The 19,653-nt window shown below is 42.7% G+C and carries 19 protein-coding genes; 11 read left to right on the top strand and 8 right to left on the bottom strand.

Annotation, left to right across the window (positions count from 1 at the left end):
• Nucleotides 1-6 precede the first annotated feature (6 nt).
• The 3 genes from treC to MHH65_RS03750 all read left to right on the top strand — a co-directional run bounded on the left by treC (nt 7) and on the right by MHH65_RS03750 (nt 2,955).
• The gene (gene treC / locus MHH65_RS03740; protein WP_268413624.1) at nt 7-1,707 is read left to right on the top strand and encodes an alpha,alpha-phosphotrehalase; all 1,701 of its coding nucleotides are present in this window, start codon (nt 7-9) and stop codon (nt 1,705-1,707) included.
• A 19-nt stretch (nt 1,708-1,726) separates the two neighbouring features.
• Nucleotides 1,727-2,455, top strand: a complete 729-nt coding sequence (treR, locus tag MHH65_RS03745; protein WP_061110564.1) for a trehalose operon repressor — start codon at nt 1,727-1,729, stop codon at nt 2,453-2,455.
• A 65-nt stretch (nt 2,456-2,520) separates the two neighbouring features.
• Complete coding sequence (locus MHH65_RS03750; protein ID WP_111927623.1) at nt 2,521-2,955, top strand: terpene synthase; 435 nt, start codon at nt 2,521-2,523, stop codon at nt 2,953-2,955.
• Between the two features lie 38 nt (nt 2,956-2,993).
• Here MHH65_RS03750 and MHH65_RS03755 read toward each other — a convergent pair whose 3' ends face one another.
• Nucleotides 2,994-7,286 (bottom strand): multifunctional 2',3'-cyclic-nucleotide 2'-phosphodiesterase/3'-nucleotidase/5'-nucleotidase, encoded by a 4,293-nt coding sequence (locus MHH65_RS03755; RefSeq protein WP_120208614.1) that lies wholly within the window; start codon nt 7,284-7,286, stop codon nt 2,994-2,996.
• Nucleotides 7,287-7,539: 253 nt separating this feature from the next.
• On the opposite strand from MHH65_RS03755, the gene MHH65_RS03760 reads away from it, so the two are divergent.
• Nucleotides 7,540-8,058, top strand: a complete 519-nt coding sequence (locus tag MHH65_RS03760; protein WP_065215124.1) for a type 1 glutamine amidotransferase domain-containing protein — start codon at nt 7,540-7,542, stop codon at nt 8,056-8,058.
• Nucleotides 8,059-8,165: 107 nt separating this feature from the next.
• Here MHH65_RS03760 and MHH65_RS03765 read toward each other — a convergent pair whose 3' ends face one another.
• Complete coding sequence (locus MHH65_RS03765; RefSeq protein ID WP_003214000.1) at nt 8,166-8,381, bottom strand: DUF1128 domain-containing protein; 216 nt, start codon at nt 8,379-8,381, stop codon at nt 8,166-8,168.
• A gap of 77 nt (nt 8,382-8,458) precedes the next feature.
• Nucleotides 8,459-9,814 carry a sodium:alanine symporter family protein gene (locus tag MHH65_RS03770; protein ID WP_034283694.1) on the bottom strand — a complete coding sequence of 452 codons (1,356 nt, stop codon included), beginning with the start codon at nt 9,812-9,814 and terminating at the stop codon, nt 8,459-8,461.
• Between the two features lie 173 nt (nt 9,815-9,987).
• On the opposite strand from MHH65_RS03770, the gene MHH65_RS03775 reads away from it, so the two are divergent.
• The 3 genes from MHH65_RS03775 to MHH65_RS03785 are packed head-to-tail and all read left to right on the top strand — an operon-like array spanning nt 9,988 to nt 11,648.
• Nucleotides 9,988-10,458 carry a low molecular weight protein-tyrosine-phosphatase gene (locus MHH65_RS03775; RefSeq protein ID WP_268413638.1) on the top strand — a complete coding sequence of 157 codons (471 nt, stop codon included), beginning with the start codon at nt 9,988-9,990 and terminating at the stop codon, nt 10,456-10,458.
• A gap of 20 nt (nt 10,459-10,478) precedes the next feature.
• The gene (locus MHH65_RS03780; protein WP_041106306.1) at nt 10,479-10,802 is read left to right on the top strand and encodes a YtxH domain-containing protein; all 324 of its coding nucleotides are present in this window, start codon (nt 10,479-10,481) and stop codon (nt 10,800-10,802) included.
• Nucleotides 10,803-10,829: 27 nt separating this feature from the next.
• A complete protein-coding gene (locus MHH65_RS03785) occupies nt 10,830-11,648 on the top strand; it encodes a YhjD/YihY/BrkB family envelope integrity protein (RefSeq protein ID WP_024425272.1) in 819 nt (272 codons plus the stop codon).
• Between the two features lie 208 nt (nt 11,649-11,856).
• On the opposite strand, the gene MHH65_RS03790 is transcribed toward MHH65_RS03785, so the two are convergent.
• Both MHH65_RS03790 and MHH65_RS03795 read right to left on the bottom strand, forming a co-directional pair.
• Nucleotides 11,857-12,363, bottom strand: coding sequence for a GNAT family N-acetyltransferase (locus tag MHH65_RS03790; RefSeq protein ID WP_268413707.1), 507 nt, complete (start codon nt 12,361-12,363; stop codon nt 11,857-11,859).
• Nucleotides 12,364-12,379: 16 nt separating this feature from the next.
• A complete protein-coding gene (locus MHH65_RS03795; protein ID WP_268413708.1) occupies nt 12,380-13,543 on the bottom strand; it encodes an MFS transporter in 1,164 nt (387 codons plus the stop codon).
• A 75-nt stretch (nt 13,544-13,618) separates the two neighbouring features.
• Between MHH65_RS03795 and MHH65_RS03800 the strand changes: the two genes are divergently transcribed.
• The 3 genes from MHH65_RS03800 to MHH65_RS03810 all read left to right on the top strand — a co-directional run bounded on the left by MHH65_RS03800 (nt 13,619) and on the right by MHH65_RS03810 (nt 15,979).
• On the top strand, nt 13,619-13,996 hold the full coding sequence (locus tag MHH65_RS03800) for an OsmC family protein (protein ID WP_268413710.1): 378 nt from the start codon (nt 13,619-13,621) through the stop codon (nt 13,994-13,996).
• Between the two features lie 65 nt (nt 13,997-14,061).
• Nucleotides 14,062-15,129, top strand: a complete 1,068-nt coding sequence (gene cax, locus MHH65_RS03805) for a calcium/proton exchanger (protein ID WP_034283700.1) — start codon at nt 14,062-14,064, stop codon at nt 15,127-15,129.
• A gap of 88 nt (nt 15,130-15,217) precedes the next feature.
• Nucleotides 15,218-15,979 (top strand): YfkD famly protein, encoded by a 762-nt coding sequence (locus MHH65_RS03810; RefSeq protein WP_223255680.1) that lies wholly within the window; start codon nt 15,218-15,220, stop codon nt 15,977-15,979.
• Nucleotides 15,980-16,334: 355 nt separating this feature from the next.
• Here MHH65_RS03810 and MHH65_RS03815 read toward each other — a convergent pair whose 3' ends face one another.
• The 3 genes from MHH65_RS03815 to yfkAB all read right to left on the bottom strand — a co-directional run bounded on the left by MHH65_RS03815 (nt 16,335) and on the right by yfkAB (nt 19,242).
• Nucleotides 16,335-17,054 (bottom strand): YebC/PmpR family DNA-binding transcriptional regulator, encoded by a 720-nt coding sequence (locus tag MHH65_RS03815; protein ID WP_342497895.1) that lies wholly within the window; start codon nt 17,052-17,054, stop codon nt 16,335-16,337.
• Between the two features lie 222 nt (nt 17,055-17,276).
• Nucleotides 17,277-18,113, bottom strand: a complete 837-nt coding sequence (locus MHH65_RS03820; protein ID WP_024425846.1) for a mechanosensitive ion channel domain-containing protein — start codon at nt 18,111-18,113, stop codon at nt 17,277-17,279.
• Between the two features lie 7 nt (nt 18,114-18,120).
• On the bottom strand, nt 18,121-19,242 hold the full coding sequence (gene yfkAB / locus MHH65_RS03825) for a radical SAM/CxCxxxxC motif protein YfkAB (RefSeq protein WP_041106321.1): 1,122 nt from the start codon (nt 19,240-19,242) through the stop codon (nt 18,121-18,123).
• A gap of 146 nt (nt 19,243-19,388) precedes the next feature.
• Here yfkAB and MHH65_RS03830 point away from each other — a divergent pair, with 146 nt between their 5' ends.
• Nucleotides 19,389-19,580 (top strand): SE1561 family protein, encoded by a 192-nt coding sequence (locus tag MHH65_RS03830; protein ID WP_012009274.1) that lies wholly within the window; start codon nt 19,389-19,391, stop codon nt 19,578-19,580.
• Nucleotides 19,581-19,653: the final 73 nt, after the last annotated feature.

The raw sequence follows: 19,653 nt of genomic DNA on the forward strand, positions 1-19,653 counted from the left end.
AGGAAATTGAATCAGCAATCAAATGAACCGTGGTGGAAAAAAGCGGTGGTCTATCAAATTTATCCGAAGAGCTTTTTAGATACAACGGGCTCTGGTACAGGGGATATCAATGGCGTGACGAAAAAGCTTGATTACATCAAAGAGCTTGGGGCGGATTGTATTTGGCTCACGCCAATGTATGAGTCCCCGCAGCATGACAACGGCTATGATATTAGTGATTATACAAAAATCCATGACATGTACGGCACAATGACAGATTTTGAACGCATGCTGAAGGAAGCGCATGAGAGAGGAATACGAGTCATCATGGATCTAGCCGTTAACCATACATCCATTTTCCATGAGTGGTTTCAAGCCTCGCGTGAGTCAAAGGATAACCCTTACCGAGATTATTATATTTGGAAGGAGCCAAAAGCGGACGGATCTCCTCCGAACGATTGGCAGTCGAAATTTGGCGGCCCAGCCTGGGAACTAGACGAAATAACAGGAGATTATTATCTCCATTTATATGATGTCACTCAGGCGGATCTCAATTGGGAGAAGGATGAGGTGCGCAGGAAAGTATATGACATCATGCACTTTTGGTTTGAAAAAGGAATTGATGGGTTCAGGCTGGATGTCATCAACAACATTTCAAAGGATCAGCGCTTCTTAGATGATGCCGGACAATCTGTGCAAGGCGACGGCCGCATGTACTATACGGACGGGCCGAGAATTCATGAATTTCTGCATGAAATGAACCAGGAGGTTTTTTCGAAATACGATAGCATGACAGTTGGAGAAATGTCTTCAACGAATATCGCAGACTGCATTCGGTATACAAGACCTGATCGGCAGGAGCTGGATATGACGTTTAACTTCCATCATTTAAAGGTGGATTATCCAAACGGCGAAAAGTGGGCGATCGCACCATTTGATTTTCAAGAATTAAAGTCGATTCTGTCTGAATGGCAGACGAAAATGCATGAGGGCGGCGGCTGGAATGCGCTGTTCTGGTGCAATCATGATCAGCCGCGTATCGTCTCAAGATATGGTGATGATGACACGTATCATCAGCAATCAGCGAGGATGCTGGCGACCACGATTCATCTGATGCAGGGGACTCCTTATATTTATCAAGGTGAGGAAATTGGCATGAAGAATCCTCGCTTTGAGGACATTTCGTCTTACCGTGATATCGAATCACTCAATATGTACGAAGTCATGCTTGAAAAGGGAAAATCAAAGGAAGAAGCACTCGCCATTTTACAGGTCAAGTCAAGAGATAATGCGAGAACTCCAATGCAGTGGACCTCAGAGAAGAATGCAGGCTTCTCAACAGGAACGCCTTGGATTGAGCCAGCCGATAACGACATTTCGGTCGAAGCTGCGTTAAAAGACCGGACGTCCATTTTCTATCATTACCAAGCCCTTTGCAGACTGCGTAAAGAACTTGATGTGATCACATATGGCAGCTTTTCCTTACTTTTAGCAGAAGATCCAAAGATTTTTGCTTATGTTAGAGAAAGCAAGAATGAGAAGCTCCTCGTGATCAACCACTTTTATGCAGGGGAGGCGGACTTTACGCTTCCTGATGAGCTTGTGCAGGCTGTAGATGAGATGGAGGGGCAAGTCCTGTTATCCAATTATGAGGATGTGCCGGCACATATCAAGGGATTTACGTTGCGCCCATATGAGTCAATCGTTTATCATTTAACCAAACGCTAGAAAATGGGGCGGAGGGAAAATGAAAGAGAATAAGTTTCGAGTGATTTATGATCAGCTCGCAAGACGAATTGAGCAAGGTGAATGGCAGGATAAAGGCATCCTCCCATCAGAGCATGAACTTTCTATCATGTACGACACGTCCCGGGAGACGGTGAGAAAGGCATTAAATATTCTGGTGCAAAATGGCTATATTCAAAAAATCCGCGGGAAAGGTTCTGTATTGCTGAATCGGGAGAAAATGCAGTTTCCTGTTTCAGGTCTTGTCAGCTTTAAAGAGCTTTCCCAAACGCTTGGCCGAAAGACGGTCACAACAGTTCATGAATTTGGTTTAATCAAACCGGATCAGTATATTCAGTCTCAGCTGAAAATTGATGAACAGACAGACGTCTGGAAAGTCATTCGATCTCGCAATATTAGCGGTGAAGAGGTGATTTTAGACAAGGACTACTTTTTGCAAAAGCATGTCGAAGTATTGTCTAAAGACATATGCGAAGGATCAATCTACGAGTATATTGAGGGAGAACTCGGTGTATCGATCAGCTATGCTCAAAAAGAATTTGTGGTAGAGCCATGTACAGAAGAGGACGCCAAGTACCTTGATTTGAAGGGATTTGACCATGTCGTTGTGGTAAAAAATTATGTGTTCTTAGAGGATACGAGTCTATTTCAATACACAGAAAGCCGTCACCGATTAGACCGCTTCAGATTCGTCGATTTTGCTAGAAGAGAAAGAACGGACAGAGCCTAGGCTCTGTCCTTTTCAGGTTATGGGAAAAGTAGATGACGAATAGATCACTACTTTCTGGAGGAAAGATGATGAGAGTAAATAGACCATTAAAATTAAGAGATTTAGAAATATTCAGTGTGATGAAAGATCAGCAGATTTTATGTTATGTCATCATTGAAGATACTCGAAAACCGTTTACGGCAGAAGACAGAAAGCTGGAACCTTTATGTTATATGGATGAAGAAGATATACAAGCGTATTTGAATGTTTTTCATATTTCCATTATCAATGATGAAAAATTAAGTGAAGAGGATTTAACTCTTGTAGAAGATTATTTTGCAGACTTTGTGAATAATACAAACTTAACGAATTTTATTATAAGAGATTATGTTCAAGAGGATTTATATGCCGTCGATGATGAAGATGACATCACATTCTTCAATAGAATGCTGCGTCATATAGGATCAGATGAGGTGAAACAATTTGATAAACGCAATTGGATTTATTTATCCCAAGATTGAGATGAGAAAAGACAGAGCATAGGCTCTGTCCTTTTCTTTTAGGATGATACATTTTTTCTTGTACGCTTGCGCTGGTAGTAATATAGGATACCGCCTGAGGCAAGCATGAGTACGCCAATCAATACAGCTGTATACATCATTGTTGCTGTATTCGGGAGTGTGCCGCCTGGGAGTCCGGTTCCATCTTGGTTTGGATCTGTACCTGTACCTCCGCCTGGCGCTGATGTACCGCCGTCTCCGCCAGTTTGATCTGGCGTTGTTCCAGCTGCCCCGCTTTGGTTGAGTACGGTATATTCGCTGAAGTGTTCAGTTTGACCTGATACGACACCATTTTCGAACGATCCGTTACTTGTTTTTGCATAACGGTTTTTCTTGCGGTCTACATAATATACACCAGGTTTCTTCGCCTTTTGAGGCTCATCTAATGTAAAGGATAGTGTGACAGGATCTTTAAAGGTAGAAACCTTTTTCTGATCTTGTTTGATTTGGAAATCATACGTATCCGTTAATGCATTTTTCACCTTATCCGTCTTTGTCATCCATATATCTGCGCTTTTCTCGGACAAGTTAGAGAGCGGTAATGCGAGTCCCACTTTGTCATGATAGATGGTGACGTTTGGATCTTGCTCTCTTTTCTTCAGCTCGGCTACCTGTGCTTTTGATAGAGACAATTGAACGTTTTTCGCTTCGCTCGCTTTGTCTAAATAGAGCAATGCTTTGTTTGTATGCTGCACATACGTTTGGAATTTCTCATCATCTTGAATGTCATAGGTGCTTTTTCCTTTCGCACGCGGAAGGAACACTTCTTTCACCCTGTGATCGATGACAGGAGAAATATGCCCGCCGTCTGCCTGTTCAATTTGCTCTTTGAAGATTTCATAGTCAACATAGCCTAAGTCTTCGCCGTGAGAGGCTTCTGTAAAGACACTGTAGCCATCTCCGCCTGTGCCGACAAATGCGTTTGTCGCCACGCGGTATGTTTTCTTATCATCAATGTCTGTTAGTTTGCCGTTTTCGTCTTTCAGTTTGACATCAATGAGTCTGCTGCCAGCTGGTTTACTCAGTGTAAACGTATATTCAATGCCGGCTACATGAGGGAATGCGCCGCCGCCTTCCTCAATGCCTGAAAGCCCTTGTTCGAGTGCTTTCTTAATTTGGCTGCCTTTTAAATCTGCGACATAGAGTGTGTTTCCAAATGGCATGACCGTTAAAATATCACCTAAAGTGATATCTCCTTTTTCAATGCTGCCTCGAATTCCGCCGCCGTTTGTGATGGCAAGATCAGCACCAGCAGATTCTTGCGCTTTCTTCAGCATGCCGTCAGCAATAAAGTTCCCAAGGTTCGTTTCCTTTGCACGGACATGCTCGCGTTGTCCATCTAAGAGGACATCAGCAGACCCGACTTTTTCCGTTTTTAAATCTTGAATATCTGCCTTGTACTGATCGAGGATCGCTTTTGCATCAGCATCTTCTTTGACAGAGTCATCGATGGTGATGAGATCAAAAGAAGATTCCTTTGGCTGTACGACTCCTTTTTGATTAAAGGCCACGTCTACTTTTCCTAAAAATTGTCCGTAGTCTTTTACCTGTGCGACAATCGTTGGTTCTTTCTTATTGACGACCTTTAATTTTTCAACAAGGGTGTGCGTGTGACCGCCAATGATTAAATCAATACCATCTACTTTTTGAGCAAGCTCAAGGTCACGGTTATAGCCAATGTGTGTTAAAGCAATGATTTTGTTGATTTTTTCTTCTGTTTGAATCGTGTTGACTGTTTCTTTTGCTTTCTTGTATGCATCCTTGAATTGAATGTTCGGACCGCTGCTGGATGTAATGGCCGTGTCTTCAGTGGTTAAGCCGAATACAGCCACCTTTTCACCGTTTACATCAAGCAGAATGTATGGGTAAATCCCAGCTTCTTTTTTCTCACCAGCTTTAAATGTCGCTGGCTTTTTCACTAAGCCGCTCAATTGTTTTTCCTTAGAGACATCAACGTTTGATGACACAATCGGGAATGCAGGCTTTTCAAATTGGTGACGATTTTTCGCATCTACATCTGAAGCATCACCCGTCAGGAATTGACGAAGAACAGAAGGACCTTTGTCAAATTCATGATTACCAAACGTCATGGCATCATATTTCATTAAGTTCATTAGTTTTAGGTCGGCAAGTCCTTGCCATTTTGTGAAATATAGGTCACCAGAGAAGACGTCTCCAGCATCTAATAAAATGTTGTTTTTGCTTTCGGCTCGAACTTCTTTAATCTTTGTTGCACGTCTTGCTGCATCATCAAGGTGTGCATGTGTATCGTTTGTATGCATCACCGTTAAATTCCAGTTGTCTGATGCAGGCGGTTCTGTTGTGCCATCTTCTTTAAAGGCTAGCTTGTACACGCCAAGACCATCTGTGCTGGCGTTACGAACAAAGTCTATGCTGCTTGATTTTTCAGCAAACGGCTTAGCCATAAGAGAAGATTCGAATGTGACTGTTGCGCCTTTGATTGGTGCAATGGACCAGTTTTGATCCGCACTTGGGTTGATGGTTTTTTGTTCGATAATATAATCCATCAGTACTTGGCGGTTCTCATCAGCTGAGGCAAGCACCACTTTATCTTGCGTCAGATGCGGGAAGCCTCCGCCGCCAGAAGCTCGATAGTTGTTCGTCACGACTAAAAATTCTTGATTGTCAGAGACTGGTTTCCCGTTGAAGGACAGGTTTTTGATGCGGTTTGCATTTGCATTGACAAGGGTGCCTGTTGTGCTGTACTTAGCAGGCTGCGTCACATCGACTTGATAGGTGACACCATCGATCACATCAAAGTTATACGAGCGGTATTCTTCGTTTAAAATAGGCTGTTCATTTGAATCGTTTGGTTTGATTTGATTAAACTGTCCGGCAGACATCTCGAGCCAGTCTTTGACTTCACTGCCTCTCAGTTTGACAATCTGCACGGTGTTATCGTAAAGGTAGAGATCGCCGATATTTTTAATCGCTAAATCACCTTTTGCGATATTCGTATAATAATTCACACCGTTTCGACCGCCGGCTTTAAACGGGGCGCCTGCAGATAAAATCGGTAAGTTTTTGTACGCGGTATCCTTCATTTTTTCTTGTGCATACCATTTTTGTGCATCTGTCACAATTTGAATAGAAGGGTCATCCATCACTTGAGCAAAAAAGCTGTTAATGTCTGCTTCTGTTTTACCGACAGGTTTTCTCACATAATCAAGTGTGTTTTGATGCGTTGTTTGAATGGCATCTTTCACAGTGCTGTTTTGAGAGGTGACTCCTGCAACAGATTCAATCTTTCCTGTTCCATCTGTGACCTTCCATTTGCTGCCGTCAGGCTCTAATGTTAAATCAATGACTCCGAGGTAGCTTCCCCAGTTTTTTGACATGACGACTGGAATACCGTTGATGGTTCCTTTTGAGACATCGAATTTGTCGACGCCGCTATATTCAGCGCTTGGGAATGTGCCGTGCTGGTGGCCGGACACGATCGCATCGATGCCTTTTGTTTTCGTGGCAAGATCAAAGATCATATTTTCTGACCCTTTAGGTGAAGCGGTTTTTTCAATTCCTGTATGGGCAAGGGCGACGATGATATCTGCGCCTTTTTCCTTCATTTCAGGAATGGTTTCATTGGCAGATTCGACGATATCCTGCACTTGAACTTGTCCATCTAAATTCTTCTTATCCCACGTCATAATTTGTGGTGGAACGAATCCTATGTAACCGACTTTCACAGTTTGGGAAGCTCCGTTTGCATCTTTAAAGGTCTTATCTTGGATCACATAAGGCGTAAAACGGTGTTCTCCATTTAACTTTTTGACGTTCGCATTGACAATCGGGAAGTTAGCCCCGGCAATAGTACCATCAAGAAATGATAATCCGTAGTTAAATTCATGATTGCCAAGTGTTCCTGCATCGTACTTTAGTTTGTTGAGTGTATGAATAATGGGGTGAACCTTTGTTTGATTGATGATACTGTCTTTTTCATTTTTATAAACGTATTCTCCAAGAGGGGTTCCTTGAATCAGGTCTCCGTTATCAACAAGGAGTGTATTTGGATTTTGTGAACGGTGCTTTTCAATCAGCTCGGCTGTTTTTGCCAAACCAAATTCATTTGTTTCTTTGTCGCTGTAATAATCGTAATTCATCATGTTCGCATGAACATCCGTTGTGGCTAAGATGCTGACTTTTACGGCATCGCCGTTTTCTATTGCTGCATGAGTAGGTACTGCTGGGAGAATGAGACTAATCATCATAATGGAAGTGAGCAGAATAGACAGGTTTTTCCTTCGTTTAGACCTATGTGCTTGCTTCTTCACCTGATCTCCGCCTTTCTAATTTTTTTGACCACAATACCTATTGTAGAAATGTTTCGTTAACTTTTGTAGTTATTTTTTGCAGATTATTGTAAAGATAACATAAATCATACGAATTACCTTGTTGAGGGAATATAAATAAGTCTAAATGCTTATTTTCATCATAAGGGGTTTTCTGATCGGGATAGGATGTTTGATTTCAATGTACCCGGGTATAGTGTGTAGTGTAACGATAATCAAGCAGGAGGGTTTCTACATGGGTAAGAAAATTGCAGTTGTATTAACAGATTACTTTGAGGATGTTGAATTCACCGAGCCTGCAAAAGCCTTTAAAGATGCAGGCCATGAGGTCACAGTGATTGAAAACGAAAAAGGAAAAACAGTGAAAGGGAAGCAAGGAGAAGCAGAAGTGAGAGTGGATGCGTCCATTGATAACGTGAAGCCTGAAGACTTCGATGCACTTCTGATTCCTGGCGGGTTCTCACCAGACATTCTGCGTGCAGATGATCGCTATGTCCAATTTACAAGAGCATTTATGGACGAGAAAAAACCAGTATTTGCGATCTGTCACGGACCGCAATTGCTCATTACAGCGAAGACGCTGGAAGGCAGAGGCGCGACTGGCTATACATCCATTCAAGTAGATATGGAAAACGCAGGCGCAAATTTCCAAGATGAAGAAGTTGTTGTTTGTCAGGATCAGCTTGTGACAAGCCGTACACCTGATGACATTCCAGCATTTAACCGTGAATCATTAAAACTGCTCGCAAAATAAGCAGTTTTGACAGGATAAACAAAGCCAGCACCTTGCGGGGTGCTGGCTTTTTCTGCGCATGGATGGAAGAAAGCGGCGTAAACCGCAATCCAGTTACCTTTGCACGATTATTTTCTTAAGTTTTTTAGCTCGCTTGCGATGGCTTGCATTTCACTTGGGCTGAATGAAGATTTTTTCATCACCATTTGGTGTAGAAATTCAATATCTTCGTACTTGTCTGGACTGAAGTCCTCGGCTTTGATGACTCCAATGTTCAGCATATTTAACTTTTGCGAAATGTCTTCAATCAGCTGATTGACTTCAGCCGCTTTTTGCTCTGACAAGGGCGGCACGTCCTTTCCTGCATATGTGTTGAATAATATGTCTATTTTAACAGAAATGCAAAAGAATAAAAGGGCTATTAAGACGACACCGAGATGTTTTTCTCCTTTTTCTCCTGCTTGATCTTATCAATGATTCGTTTAGATTCAAACACGACAACCCCAGATAAACCGATGAGGCCGATTAAGTTAGGAACAGCCATCAGTCCGTTTAGCATATCCGCCACGCCCCAGACGAAATCATTCTTAAACACGGCACCGAAAAAGACAGCAATAACAAACACAACACGATAATACATCACATATGAATCTTTCGCCAAATATGTAAAGCATTTTTCGCCATAATAGGACCAGCCAATAATGGTGGAATAGGCGAATAAAAGTAAGCCGATTGCAACAATGATTGAGCCGATTGGACCAAGGAAATGAGCAAAGGATAACGAGGTGAGTGCATCACTTTTTTCTGTGACGTACATATCGGCCATGACAATTGTGATCCCTGTAATGGAACAAACAATCATCGTATCAATAAAGACTTGCGTCATTGACACAAGCGCTTGACGAGCAGGCATATCTGTTTTGGCAGCAGCTGCAGCGATTGGTGCAGAACCGAGACCCGCTTCATTGGAAAATACCCCTCTCGCCACACCCCAGCGGATTACGGTGCCGATTGCACCGCCTGCAACGGCTTGACCTGTAAATGCATCCGTAAAAATGAGCCCGACGGCACTTGGGACAAGATCCGCATTCATGACAAGAATGATCAGTCCGCAAATGACGTAGAATAAAGCCATGACCGGTACAAAAATAGCCGTCACACGGCCAATGCTTTTAATCCCGCCTAAAATCACGAGGGCAGTAAAGGCCGTAATAATAATGCCGGTGATCCATGTTGGAATTTGAAAGGTTGAATTCATGACACCAGAAATCGAATTTGACTGCACGAGATTCCCAATCCCAAAGGCAGCCGTAGCGCCAAAAATAGCAAACAGCACCCCTAGCCATTTTTGCTTCAAGCCATGCTCCAAATAGTACATCGGCCCGCCGGACATTTCCCCTTTTTCATTTTTGACACGGTATTTCACTGCGAGAACAGCTTCAGCATATTTTGTCGCCATTCCAAAGAACGCTGCAAACCACATCCAAAACACAGCGCCTGGTCCGCCGGCAATGACAGCAGAGGCGACCCCTACAATATTTCCCGTTCCAACCGTTGCAGCAAGGGCTGTCATTAATGCTTGGAAGTGAGAAATATCACCTTCTGATGTCTTATCTTGCTTTGAAAATGCTAGCTTAAGCGAATAGGGGAGCAGCCTAATTTGAATGAAGAGCACGCGAAAGGTAAGGTAAATCCCTGTCCCCACGATCAAAAACAAAAGCGGCGGTCCCCATAATACATCATTGATACTGCTGACAATCTGTTCTACCCATCCCATATGTATCCCCCTTTATTTGTTTATTTCTCCTAAAGTGTCACCTTTTTTTGTATAATGTGTCAATGCCGATGGGAGTTTTTCTTGAAAAGTTTTCAAAAGAAAAAGGGCTTGATATGATAGAGAAAAGGTTTCCGAAAGCAGTTCTTAGGGAAAAGATAGGAGGAGAATGAAGGATGATTCATGTATTATTCGTATGTCTTGGCAATATTTGCAGATCACCGATGGGAGAGGCCATGTTTAGAAAACGAGTAGAAGATGAGGGGCTAAGCGAGCACTTTGTCATTGATTCAGCAGGCATTGGCGGCTGGCATCAAGGCAGCCCTCCGCATGAAGGAACACGAAAGCTGCTTGATGAAAAAGGGATCAGCTATGAAGGGATGTCCGCAAGACAAATCATAGATGAGGACATCACAGCATACGACTATATCATTGCGATGGATGCTGAAAATGTAGGGGCACTTCGCAGTATAGCCGGCTATGGGAAACATCACTTTATTGGCCGTCTTCTTGACTTTGTTGAAGACGACGATCGAGATGATGTGCCAGACCCTTATTACACTGGAAACTTTGAGGAAGTACATGATTTAATTGAAAAAGGAATTGTTCGTTTTTTGACGTATGTAAAAAAAGAGAAACACCTTTAACTGAAAGGAGATCAGACGAGATGGAAGAAAAAAATCAAATCATGCTTCGAGGAGCTGTGATAGGAGCAGCTTGCGGCGCACTGCTGACATTATTTCATCGGCCAACGAGAATCGCGCTCAAAGACAAATGGGATGACTGTCAGGAAAAGCTGGCGGAATACCGTCAGGAGCCAGCCAGAATTTCTGCTTGCATGAAAGAAAAAATGGAAGAAACGAAGCAGCTGATGCGAACAGTCTCAGATGATTTGTCATTTTTAAATGAACAAGTCAATCAGTTAAAGGAAACAACTCCAAAAGTATTAGAGATTATTGAAGAAACAAAGGATCACTTTCGATCGAAATAGAAAGATTGATCATTGGAGATGAGGCGTATGGGTTTTATTAAAGCGTTAATTGAACGCTTTTTGCTGCATGAAGGACCGGCAAAATCTGCTGAGCTTGCTTACTTCTTTTTGCTTTCATTATTTCCGTTTCTCATCTTCGTGCTGACGCTCGTTGGATATTTGCCGCTGACGTCGAAGGATGTCCTAAGCGTCATCTCTGGTTATGCGCCAGAAGGAGCGCTTTCGATGATTGAATCCATTGCCGAAGAGACACTGAACAGCCGTAACGGCGGATTGCTGTCATTCGGGATTATTGCCGCCCTTTGGTCTGCATCTAACGGGATTAATGCCGTCGTCAGAGCATTTAACCATGCTTACGAAGTTGAGGAAAATCGTTCCTTCATTCTCGTACGTTTAACATCCATCATCTTAACGATAGCGATGGTTCTTACGATTATTTTTGCCTTAATGCTGCCTGTCTTTGGAAAAGAACTTGGCTTATTTCTCGCTGAATTAGTCGGGCAGTCAGATGCCTTTCTCACCATTTGGACGGCCATGAGGTGGATCATTAGCCCGCTGATTTTATTGATTGTGTTTACAGCCTTGTACTATTTCGCCCCAAACATTAGATTGAAATTGAAATTTGTTCTGCCAGGCGCTATTTTTGCCTCGATTGGATGGATTTTGGTGAGCATGCTGTTCTCATTTTACGTAGGCGAGTTTGCTAATTACAGTGCGATGTACGGAAGTATTGGGGGAATCATTATTTTAATGATCTGGTTTTATTTAACCGGCATCATGATCATTCTTGGCGGCGAGCTCAATGCGCTTTTACATAAGCGTAAAATCGTACCAGGCAAGGTGTGAAGAAATCCGGGCATCCTAAAGAAGAACGAACATGTTCAATCTTGATAGATGGGGGAATCACATATGTCCAAACAATCGAAAAAAGGCGGAAGCAACACGAAACAAAACAAAGGCCATCAGCCAAAGCACAAAACAAGCGGCAGTGCAAACGGGCAAAATGGTTATCATTAAATGAAAAAAACTCCTCTGCATAGATGCAGGGGAGTTTTTATTTCGACAATCGTATATATCGCTTAAGAATAAAAGCTGTATCAGGTTTTGACTGGTAATGAGGATCATGCTGAAACCCTGCGTTTATCGCTACACGTTCACTTCTGACATGGCCAGCAGGACAAAAAATTTCAAATCCATCGACTTTAGGAGCAAAGGTATCTGTCATATATTTCACGATGGCTGTCACAATGCCCTGTCCCTGCGCGTCTTCATCAATCCAATAACCGATATTGCCTAATTGTTGATCAAATGTCAGACGGAACACACCGATTAATTGCTCGTTCAGCTGAATGCCAGCTTCCAACCCTTTTTGTTCATTGTAGGTGGTTTGAGTTGATTGAATAAACGTTTTGACCGCTTCTATGCTTTTGCAGTGATGAACCCAAGGCAGCCACTCCCCTAAATGGGCCTTATTCTTTTGAATAAGGCTAAATAGTGAGTCCGCATCATCTAATTGTAGAGATGCCAAAGTCAATTCATTTGTGATGTGATATGTAAACAACGATTGATCCCCCATTTTAGTGACTTTCCAGCACTGCCTGCGTTCTCCCAAATCGAACGCAGCAAAACACAAATAATATGACGATGCTGACAAGGTAAAGTAAATTCATTCCTTCAAACGTTTGCACAAAGAATCCTCCGAGTACCGGCCCGAGAATACTGCCTGCACTAAACGCCATCCCGCACATTAAATTCCCGGCGGGAAGAAGATGCTTTGGCAATAAGTCGGTCATAAAACTGATGCCAAGCGAGAAGGTAGAGCCTACAGCCATTCCAGCGATAAAGAAACAGATGGCCACAGCCAAAACGGATTGAATGAAAATCCCTGCCAAAAGGAAAAAGAATGATCCAGCGAGTGTCACACATAAAATGATGCGGCGCCTGCCAAACCGGTCACTAAGCATCCCAAGAGGAAGCTGAAAGACAATGCTCCCAATGGCAAACGCAGGTAAAATAAACGCAACTGCATCTACTGTCACACCGCTTCTTAGCGCATATACAGGGAAGTTACTATTAAGCGTCGTTTCTAAAAAGCCGTAGCAAAATGGCATCATAAAGGCGACCCAGCCAAATTGAAAGGCCTTTTTAAAGCGCTTCAAGCTGTTTGTCTGCTCTGACGTTTGCACTTCGCCTGTATCTGGATATGTATTTTTTAAAACAAACACAAGCAGCCAAATACATAAACTAACGGCACCAGAAATAATAAAAGGCAAGGCTGGATTGATCTCAATGAGCGGCGTTAAAAAAGGGCCGGCGGCAAAACCGAGTCCAAATGATAATCCATACAATGAAATATTTCGTCCGCGATTTCTTGATGATGAAGCATAGGTCACCCACGTCTGTGTAGAGAAATGCAGCATATGGTCACCAATCCCGATCATGAGCCGGAGGAAAAACCAGACGACATAAGATTCAAAAAACACAAAGCTAAACAAGCTTAAAAAGACAGCAGCTCCTCCAATGACGATTAACGGCTTAAATCCAAACCGGCGAAGCGGTGCTTCCATAAAAGGAGACGCAAGCAGCACACCGAGATATAAGCCTGTGGCATGCAGGCCGTTTAACGTAGGAGAAGTGCCGGCATGTTCAAAAATAATGGAAATGACAGGAAGTAATGCACCCTGTGAAAAACCGGATACGGATACCAGTAAAATTAAAATCATAAAGTGAATTCTCGACATAAGATGCTCCTTACAAGTTCATGATTTCATCGTACAATGGAACCAGAGGGGTTTCAATAGAAAGGTGGAAAAGGAATGAAGCTGACATACGAAAAGGATCATTGGATCGCACTTATTGAGGACAGGCAGCTGCCTATTTCAGGAACAGAAGAACTGGGGTACCGCCCATCTCAATTGCTCACCTCAGCCATTGCAGGCTGCTTTGGAGAAATGCTCATTCATGTATGCCGTAAAAAGCGAATATCCTATGAAGGGATGACGATCACATCTGAAACGACAAGGGCAGGAGCTGTAAACAAAATTTCCTGCATTCATTTACATATCTTATTTGAAGACATCAATACATCTGATGAACAAATCGATAAAATGATCACCCTTGCATTGAAGCACTGCTCTATGGTGCAGTCCGTGAAAGAGAGTATTGATATCACCCTCTCACACGCGCGAATCTAAAATGTATACGATGACGGCACTCACGAAAGAATAACAGTCAGACATATGTAAAGGAGAATGGCTGTATGAATCGTTTATTTCTTGTGATTGTCGCAATCGGTGTTCCGCTATCGGTGATTGGCAGTTTTCTTCATTTCCCGCAGGTCATCATGTTTACCGTTTATTGTATCGCCATTATTGGTCTTGCTAGTTTTATGGGAAGAGCCACAGAAAGTCTTGCCATCATTGCGGGACCTAGAATTGGCGGACTTTTAAACGCCACATTCGGAAATGCAGTGGAATTAATCATATCGTTTTTTGCCTTAAAACAAGGACTGACGGCCATCGTACTTGCTTCATTAACTGGATCAGTCATCGGAAATTTACTGCTTGTGGCGGGGCTGTCTTTTTTTGTTGGCGGATTAAAATATAAGCGCCAAGTGTTCAATGTCCATGATGCAAGGCACAATTCAGGCTTGCTCATGTTTGCCATCATTGTAGCGTTTGTCATTCCAGAAGTGTTTTCGATGGAGATGGCAGAGAATAAGCAGTTTGTTTTAAGCATTGGGATCAGCATTGTGATGATTTTGCTTTATGTCGCGGCGCTCTATTTCAAACTGGTCAGCCACCGCGGAGTCTATGTTGCTAAGCAGGACAGTATGCAAGGTGAAGCGGAGACGGAAGAAGAAACACCTGAATGGTCTGGAAAGTTTGCCACTGTCATTTTGCTGCTTTCGACGATTGCAGTTGCGTACATTTCAGAGCGTCTTGTTCATACTTTTGATACGGTAGGAGAACAGTTTGGCTGGAGTGAGCTGTTTATCGGTGTCATTATTGTGGCCATCGTCGGCAATGCCGCAGAACATGCCTCAGCTGTCATCATGGCGTATAAAAACAAAATGGATGTAGCAGTGGAAATTGCCTTTGGCTCCACACTTCAGGTTGCCATGATGGTCGCGCCAATCCTAGTCATTAGCTCGCTATTTTTTGATAAGCAGATGCCGCTCATTTTCTCCTTGCCAGAGCTCATTGCGATGGCATCCTCTGTGCTGCTCACGGTCATTTTATCTAATGACGGGGATACAAACTGGTTTGAAGGCGCCACATTACTCGCTGCCTATTTTATTATGGCGATTGGATTTTTCCTTTTATAATCTTTTGTGGATAAGGGACGTCTTTGCGGAAAATACTATGGAAAAATGAATGAGAAAGAGTGATGATATGAAAAAGATGCTCCGCATCATGTTTGTTGTTCTCTTATCCTTAAGTTTTCTATACAGCTTTCCAGCAGAGGCGGCAAAGCCATTTAAAGTGCCATCCTCTGTCGCCAGTATCTCCAAGGAGAATACGTATCCCAACGCGTCACAGGATCAGCCGCTGCTCCAGCCGAGCGAGCTGACGGCTGAATTGTTCAAAACAACAAGTGTACCGATTGAGAATACTCATTTGATTAAAATGCTGAATGAATCCAGCATTTCAGGGACGCCATTAGCTGTTGGATACCGTGCGACCATTTTCCTCGGAAGATGGGCGCTGAGCTACGATTCAAACGAAACGGTCGCCAACTGGGAATACAAAAAAGTGAATACGAACCACATTGATAACAGAGGCGGCAACAAAACAGCCATTGGAAAATACGTTCAAAAGCAGCAAGTGAAAGTAAGTGGCGGCCTCACAGCAAAAGTGCCGAACCCAGAAGATGTGAAAACATTGATGATGCAAAAAGCGATTCAAAAAACAAAGCTGCCCCTCGCTTTTGACACCGTGATTGGTGCAGGAACAAAACGAGATCAGTCATACCACGTCTCTCCGAAAAAAGCAGCATCGCTTCATGCCTATGCACCAGCGATTAACGAAAAAGGTAAGGTCACATACGGAGAAGTGTACCTTGTGCTAAAAGGAAATAAACGAAAACTCGTCGTAAAAAACGTGACCTCACAAGGAATCGGCGCTTGGATTCCTGTTCAGGATCACTTGACGTTTGGGTTTCAAGGGATGAATTAAAACAGTCATCTCCTCTTATCAAAAGAGGAGATGACTGTTTTTTTCTAAGAGGTTTTCTCTTTTTTTCTTTTTAGTTCATTCTTGTAAAAGTCAAAGGCGTTATATAAATACCAAATGATAAAAAGAAAGAAGATAACTTTAGTCAATATCGGTAAGTTGTTGAAAATAAGACATAGGCCAAAATAAGGGATGATCATAAATCCATAATAAGAAAACCACCATGTTTTAAAGATGAAACTCATCTCCTTGAAAATTGTAGACATTAACATCTTTATACATATATTACATTTTTTTTTGAGAAAAAAAGCCATAGTAGAAGTTGAATGAACTCAACGACTACTATGGCTTAAATTTTTTATTCCCCTAAATCCACATTATGATAAACCTGCTGCACGTCTTCAAGCTCTTCTAATACATCGATCAGCTTTTCAAATTGTGCTTTCGATTCATCGTCTAATGTCACTTCGTTTTGCGGAAGCATTGTGATTTCAGCGACAGTGAATTCTTCTACGCCGGCTTGTTTGAATGCTTCTTGTACTTGATGGAATTGATCTGGTTCAGCGTACACAATCACCGTTTCATCTTCTTCCATGATGTCACGTACATCAACGTCTGCTTCCATTAATAGCTCAAGCGTTTCTTCTTCGCTTTTCCCTTCGACACCGATGACAGCTGTTTCGTCAAACATGTAGGCAACAGAGCCGCTTACGCCCATGTTTCCACCGTTTTTCCCAAATGCTGCTCGAACATCTGAAGCTGTCCGGTTTACGTTATTGGTGAGGGCGTCAACGATCACCATTGATCCGTTTGGACCAAATCCTTCGTAGCGCAGCTCATCGAAGTTCTCTTCCGCACCGCCTTTGGCTTTTTCAATGGCACGGTCCACAATATGTTTTGGGACACTATATGTTTTTGCACGTTCTAGGACAAAACGAAGTGCTTGGTTTGATTCTGGGTTTGGCTCACCTTGTTTGGCAACCACATAGATTTCACGCCCGAATTTTGCGTAAATACGACTTGTACTGGCATCCTTTGATGCTTTCTTTTCTTTAATGTTGTTCCACTTACGACCCATCTTATTCACTCTCTTTCACTTAGAAAATACACAGTATGAGGGTCCCCATGCTGCATGAAATCATTCTGCTATCTATTATACATGAATCAGTCAAGAGGATAGAAGTTAGAGGGGCTGAAATGAAGAGAATTGTTAGCGAATGTTCAAGTGTTCCATGTTTCTCACAAGCCCGAGTCAGCCCGGCAACTTGTATATAAAAAAATAACCCCATCATAAATGAGGTTATTTTGCAGGCTGAGGATAAGCGAGATCCTCAAGCAATTTGACATCATGCTGATGAAGTTGTTTGATCATTTCTTTTCGCACAGCGAGGGCGGCGTCGAAGTATTTTTCGTCTTCGACCATTCCCTTTACTGTGATTTCAATCCCGCGATTCAGCTTATTCAGACCCATAATTCCATGAACTTGAAAGGGTTCAATGGCGTTTTGAAATTCGTCTTTTTTAAGAAAATCATGATGCATTTGATTTAAATTGTCACATGCTGTTTCAAGTGCTTGAAAGGCGATATCTGGGTTTTGATTCGCGCTAATTAACACAGATTCCGTAATCCGCATGTAGTGCATGTTATAGTTTTGGATTTGACGGATATCTCCGTTAGAAATGGTTAACAGCTTGCCGCTCCATTCTCTAATTTGCAATGAGCGGAGACCAATCTCTTCAATGGTTCCATTAAAGAGGTTATTCACCGTCACATAATCCCCTTTATGAATCTGGCGTTCATAGATGAGGAAAACGCCTGCTAAAATATCACGAATCAGCGTCTGGGCGCCAAAACCGATGACGATCCCAGCAACACCAGCACCCGCAAGAATTTTCCCAAAGTCATGAAAGAACAGAGAAATGACATAGAGCACAAAGCAAATCGAAGCGGTGTATTGCGTGACCGATTTGACTAAGCTCTCGATCGTTTTCTTCTTCTTGTCCTCTATAAACTCAGTTCGTTTAAAGAAAATTTGAAGGGCTTTGTTAATCATAAAGACAGCAAGCCAAAGAATGAGTCCAACAAGGAGAATTTCAATGTATTTGTTTTTGACCACTGTCAGAAATGTATCGTCCATCTATCGGTTACCCCCTGGCTGTACGAGAAGTAAAATCAACATCTTGATAATAGCTGTTTTTCACTAAAACATTCGGACCGAGGCACTGCACGCTTGGGCAATGACAATTCAATTCTTTTGCTAATTTTGTGTCCATCCAGCGTGTATAGGCTGATTGCAATGTATCAGTTGCGATGTTTCCAAGCGGCGGAGTATCGCCAAAGTCTGTCACAATAATATTCCCATCAAAAATATTCACATTCAACCGTGAACGTCCATCAGGGTCATTTCGTACCGTGACATTTTTCTCCTGGCGCAATCGGTTGAGGAGTCGCTGGTCTTCTTCATCTGTGCTGCATGAATAAAATGGCAGGGTGCCAAACAACATCCATGTGTTTTGATCACGAATATCAAGCAGCTGATGAATCGCATCCCGCATTTGCGGAAGCGTCAATGATTCAAGGGCGCTGGCGAAATCACTTGGGTACATCGGGTGAACTTCGTGGCGCTGGCATTTCATTTCCTCGACGATTTGCCGGTGGATGTGTTCGATATATGGAAGTGTGCGCTTATTCAGCATGGTTTCAGCGGATACGGTTACGCCCGCTTTGACAAGTGCTTGACTATTTTCAATCATGCGGTTAAATAATTTCTCGCGCTGCTCAAAGGTTGGTTTTCGATCCATCATGGCAAAACCGACCGTTGCAAACTCTTCGACAGTGCCCCAGTTATGTGAAATGTGAAGGACATCTAAGTATGGGATAATTTCTTCATACCGCGCCAAATCAAGGGTTAAATTTGAATTGATCTGTGTACGGACGCCGCGTTCATGGGCATACTTTAATAAAGGGACGACATATTCCCGTACAGATTTAAGAGAAAGCATGGGCTCTCCGCCTGTAATACTGAGTGAGCGCAGGAGCGGAACTTCATCTAAACGGCGAAGCAGTAAATCTATCGGCAGCGCATTCGGGTCTTTAGGCTGTAAGGTATAGCCGACCGCACAATGCTCACATCTCATGTTACACAGCGTTGTTGTCGTAAATTCAATATTAGTCAGCTTCATTTCTCCGTAATCCTGCACATCGAGATAGGCTTCCCAAGGGTCGTATGCAGGTGTGATCGGACGAAGTGCTGTTTTTTGGTTCATGGTATCTATCTCCTTTTCATTCGGGCAAACGTAGACCCGCCAACAGTTAATTTTAAGCCTCATCACGGTTATACGCAAGAGGGACACAATTGATTTACAAAGGAAAAAAAGATAAGCTATAAACAAATGCTAAAGGGAGTGTATCGATGGGTAAGGCAGCAGACAGCAAAGAGCAGCAGGTTGATTATTTAAAGAACCGATTAGATATGTTTATGAATGTGATTGATTCATTAGATCCTGAATCAACAGACGTTGAGGATATAGACAGACTGATCCAGATGATTGACGACCTAGAAGCGAAATATGAACGGTTTAAAAATGATTGGAAGGAAGAATAGCTCGCGCGGTGCGGGCTTTTTTCTTTAAATTGGCAGGAGAATCGGTGTATGAGTCTCGGTCTTATTCTGCACA

This window comes from Bacillus sp. FSL L8-0654, from assembly GCF_038629965.1.
In the GTDB taxonomy this organism is placed as follows: domain Bacteria; phylum Bacillota; class Bacilli; order Bacillales; family Bacillaceae; genus Bacillus; species Bacillus safensis.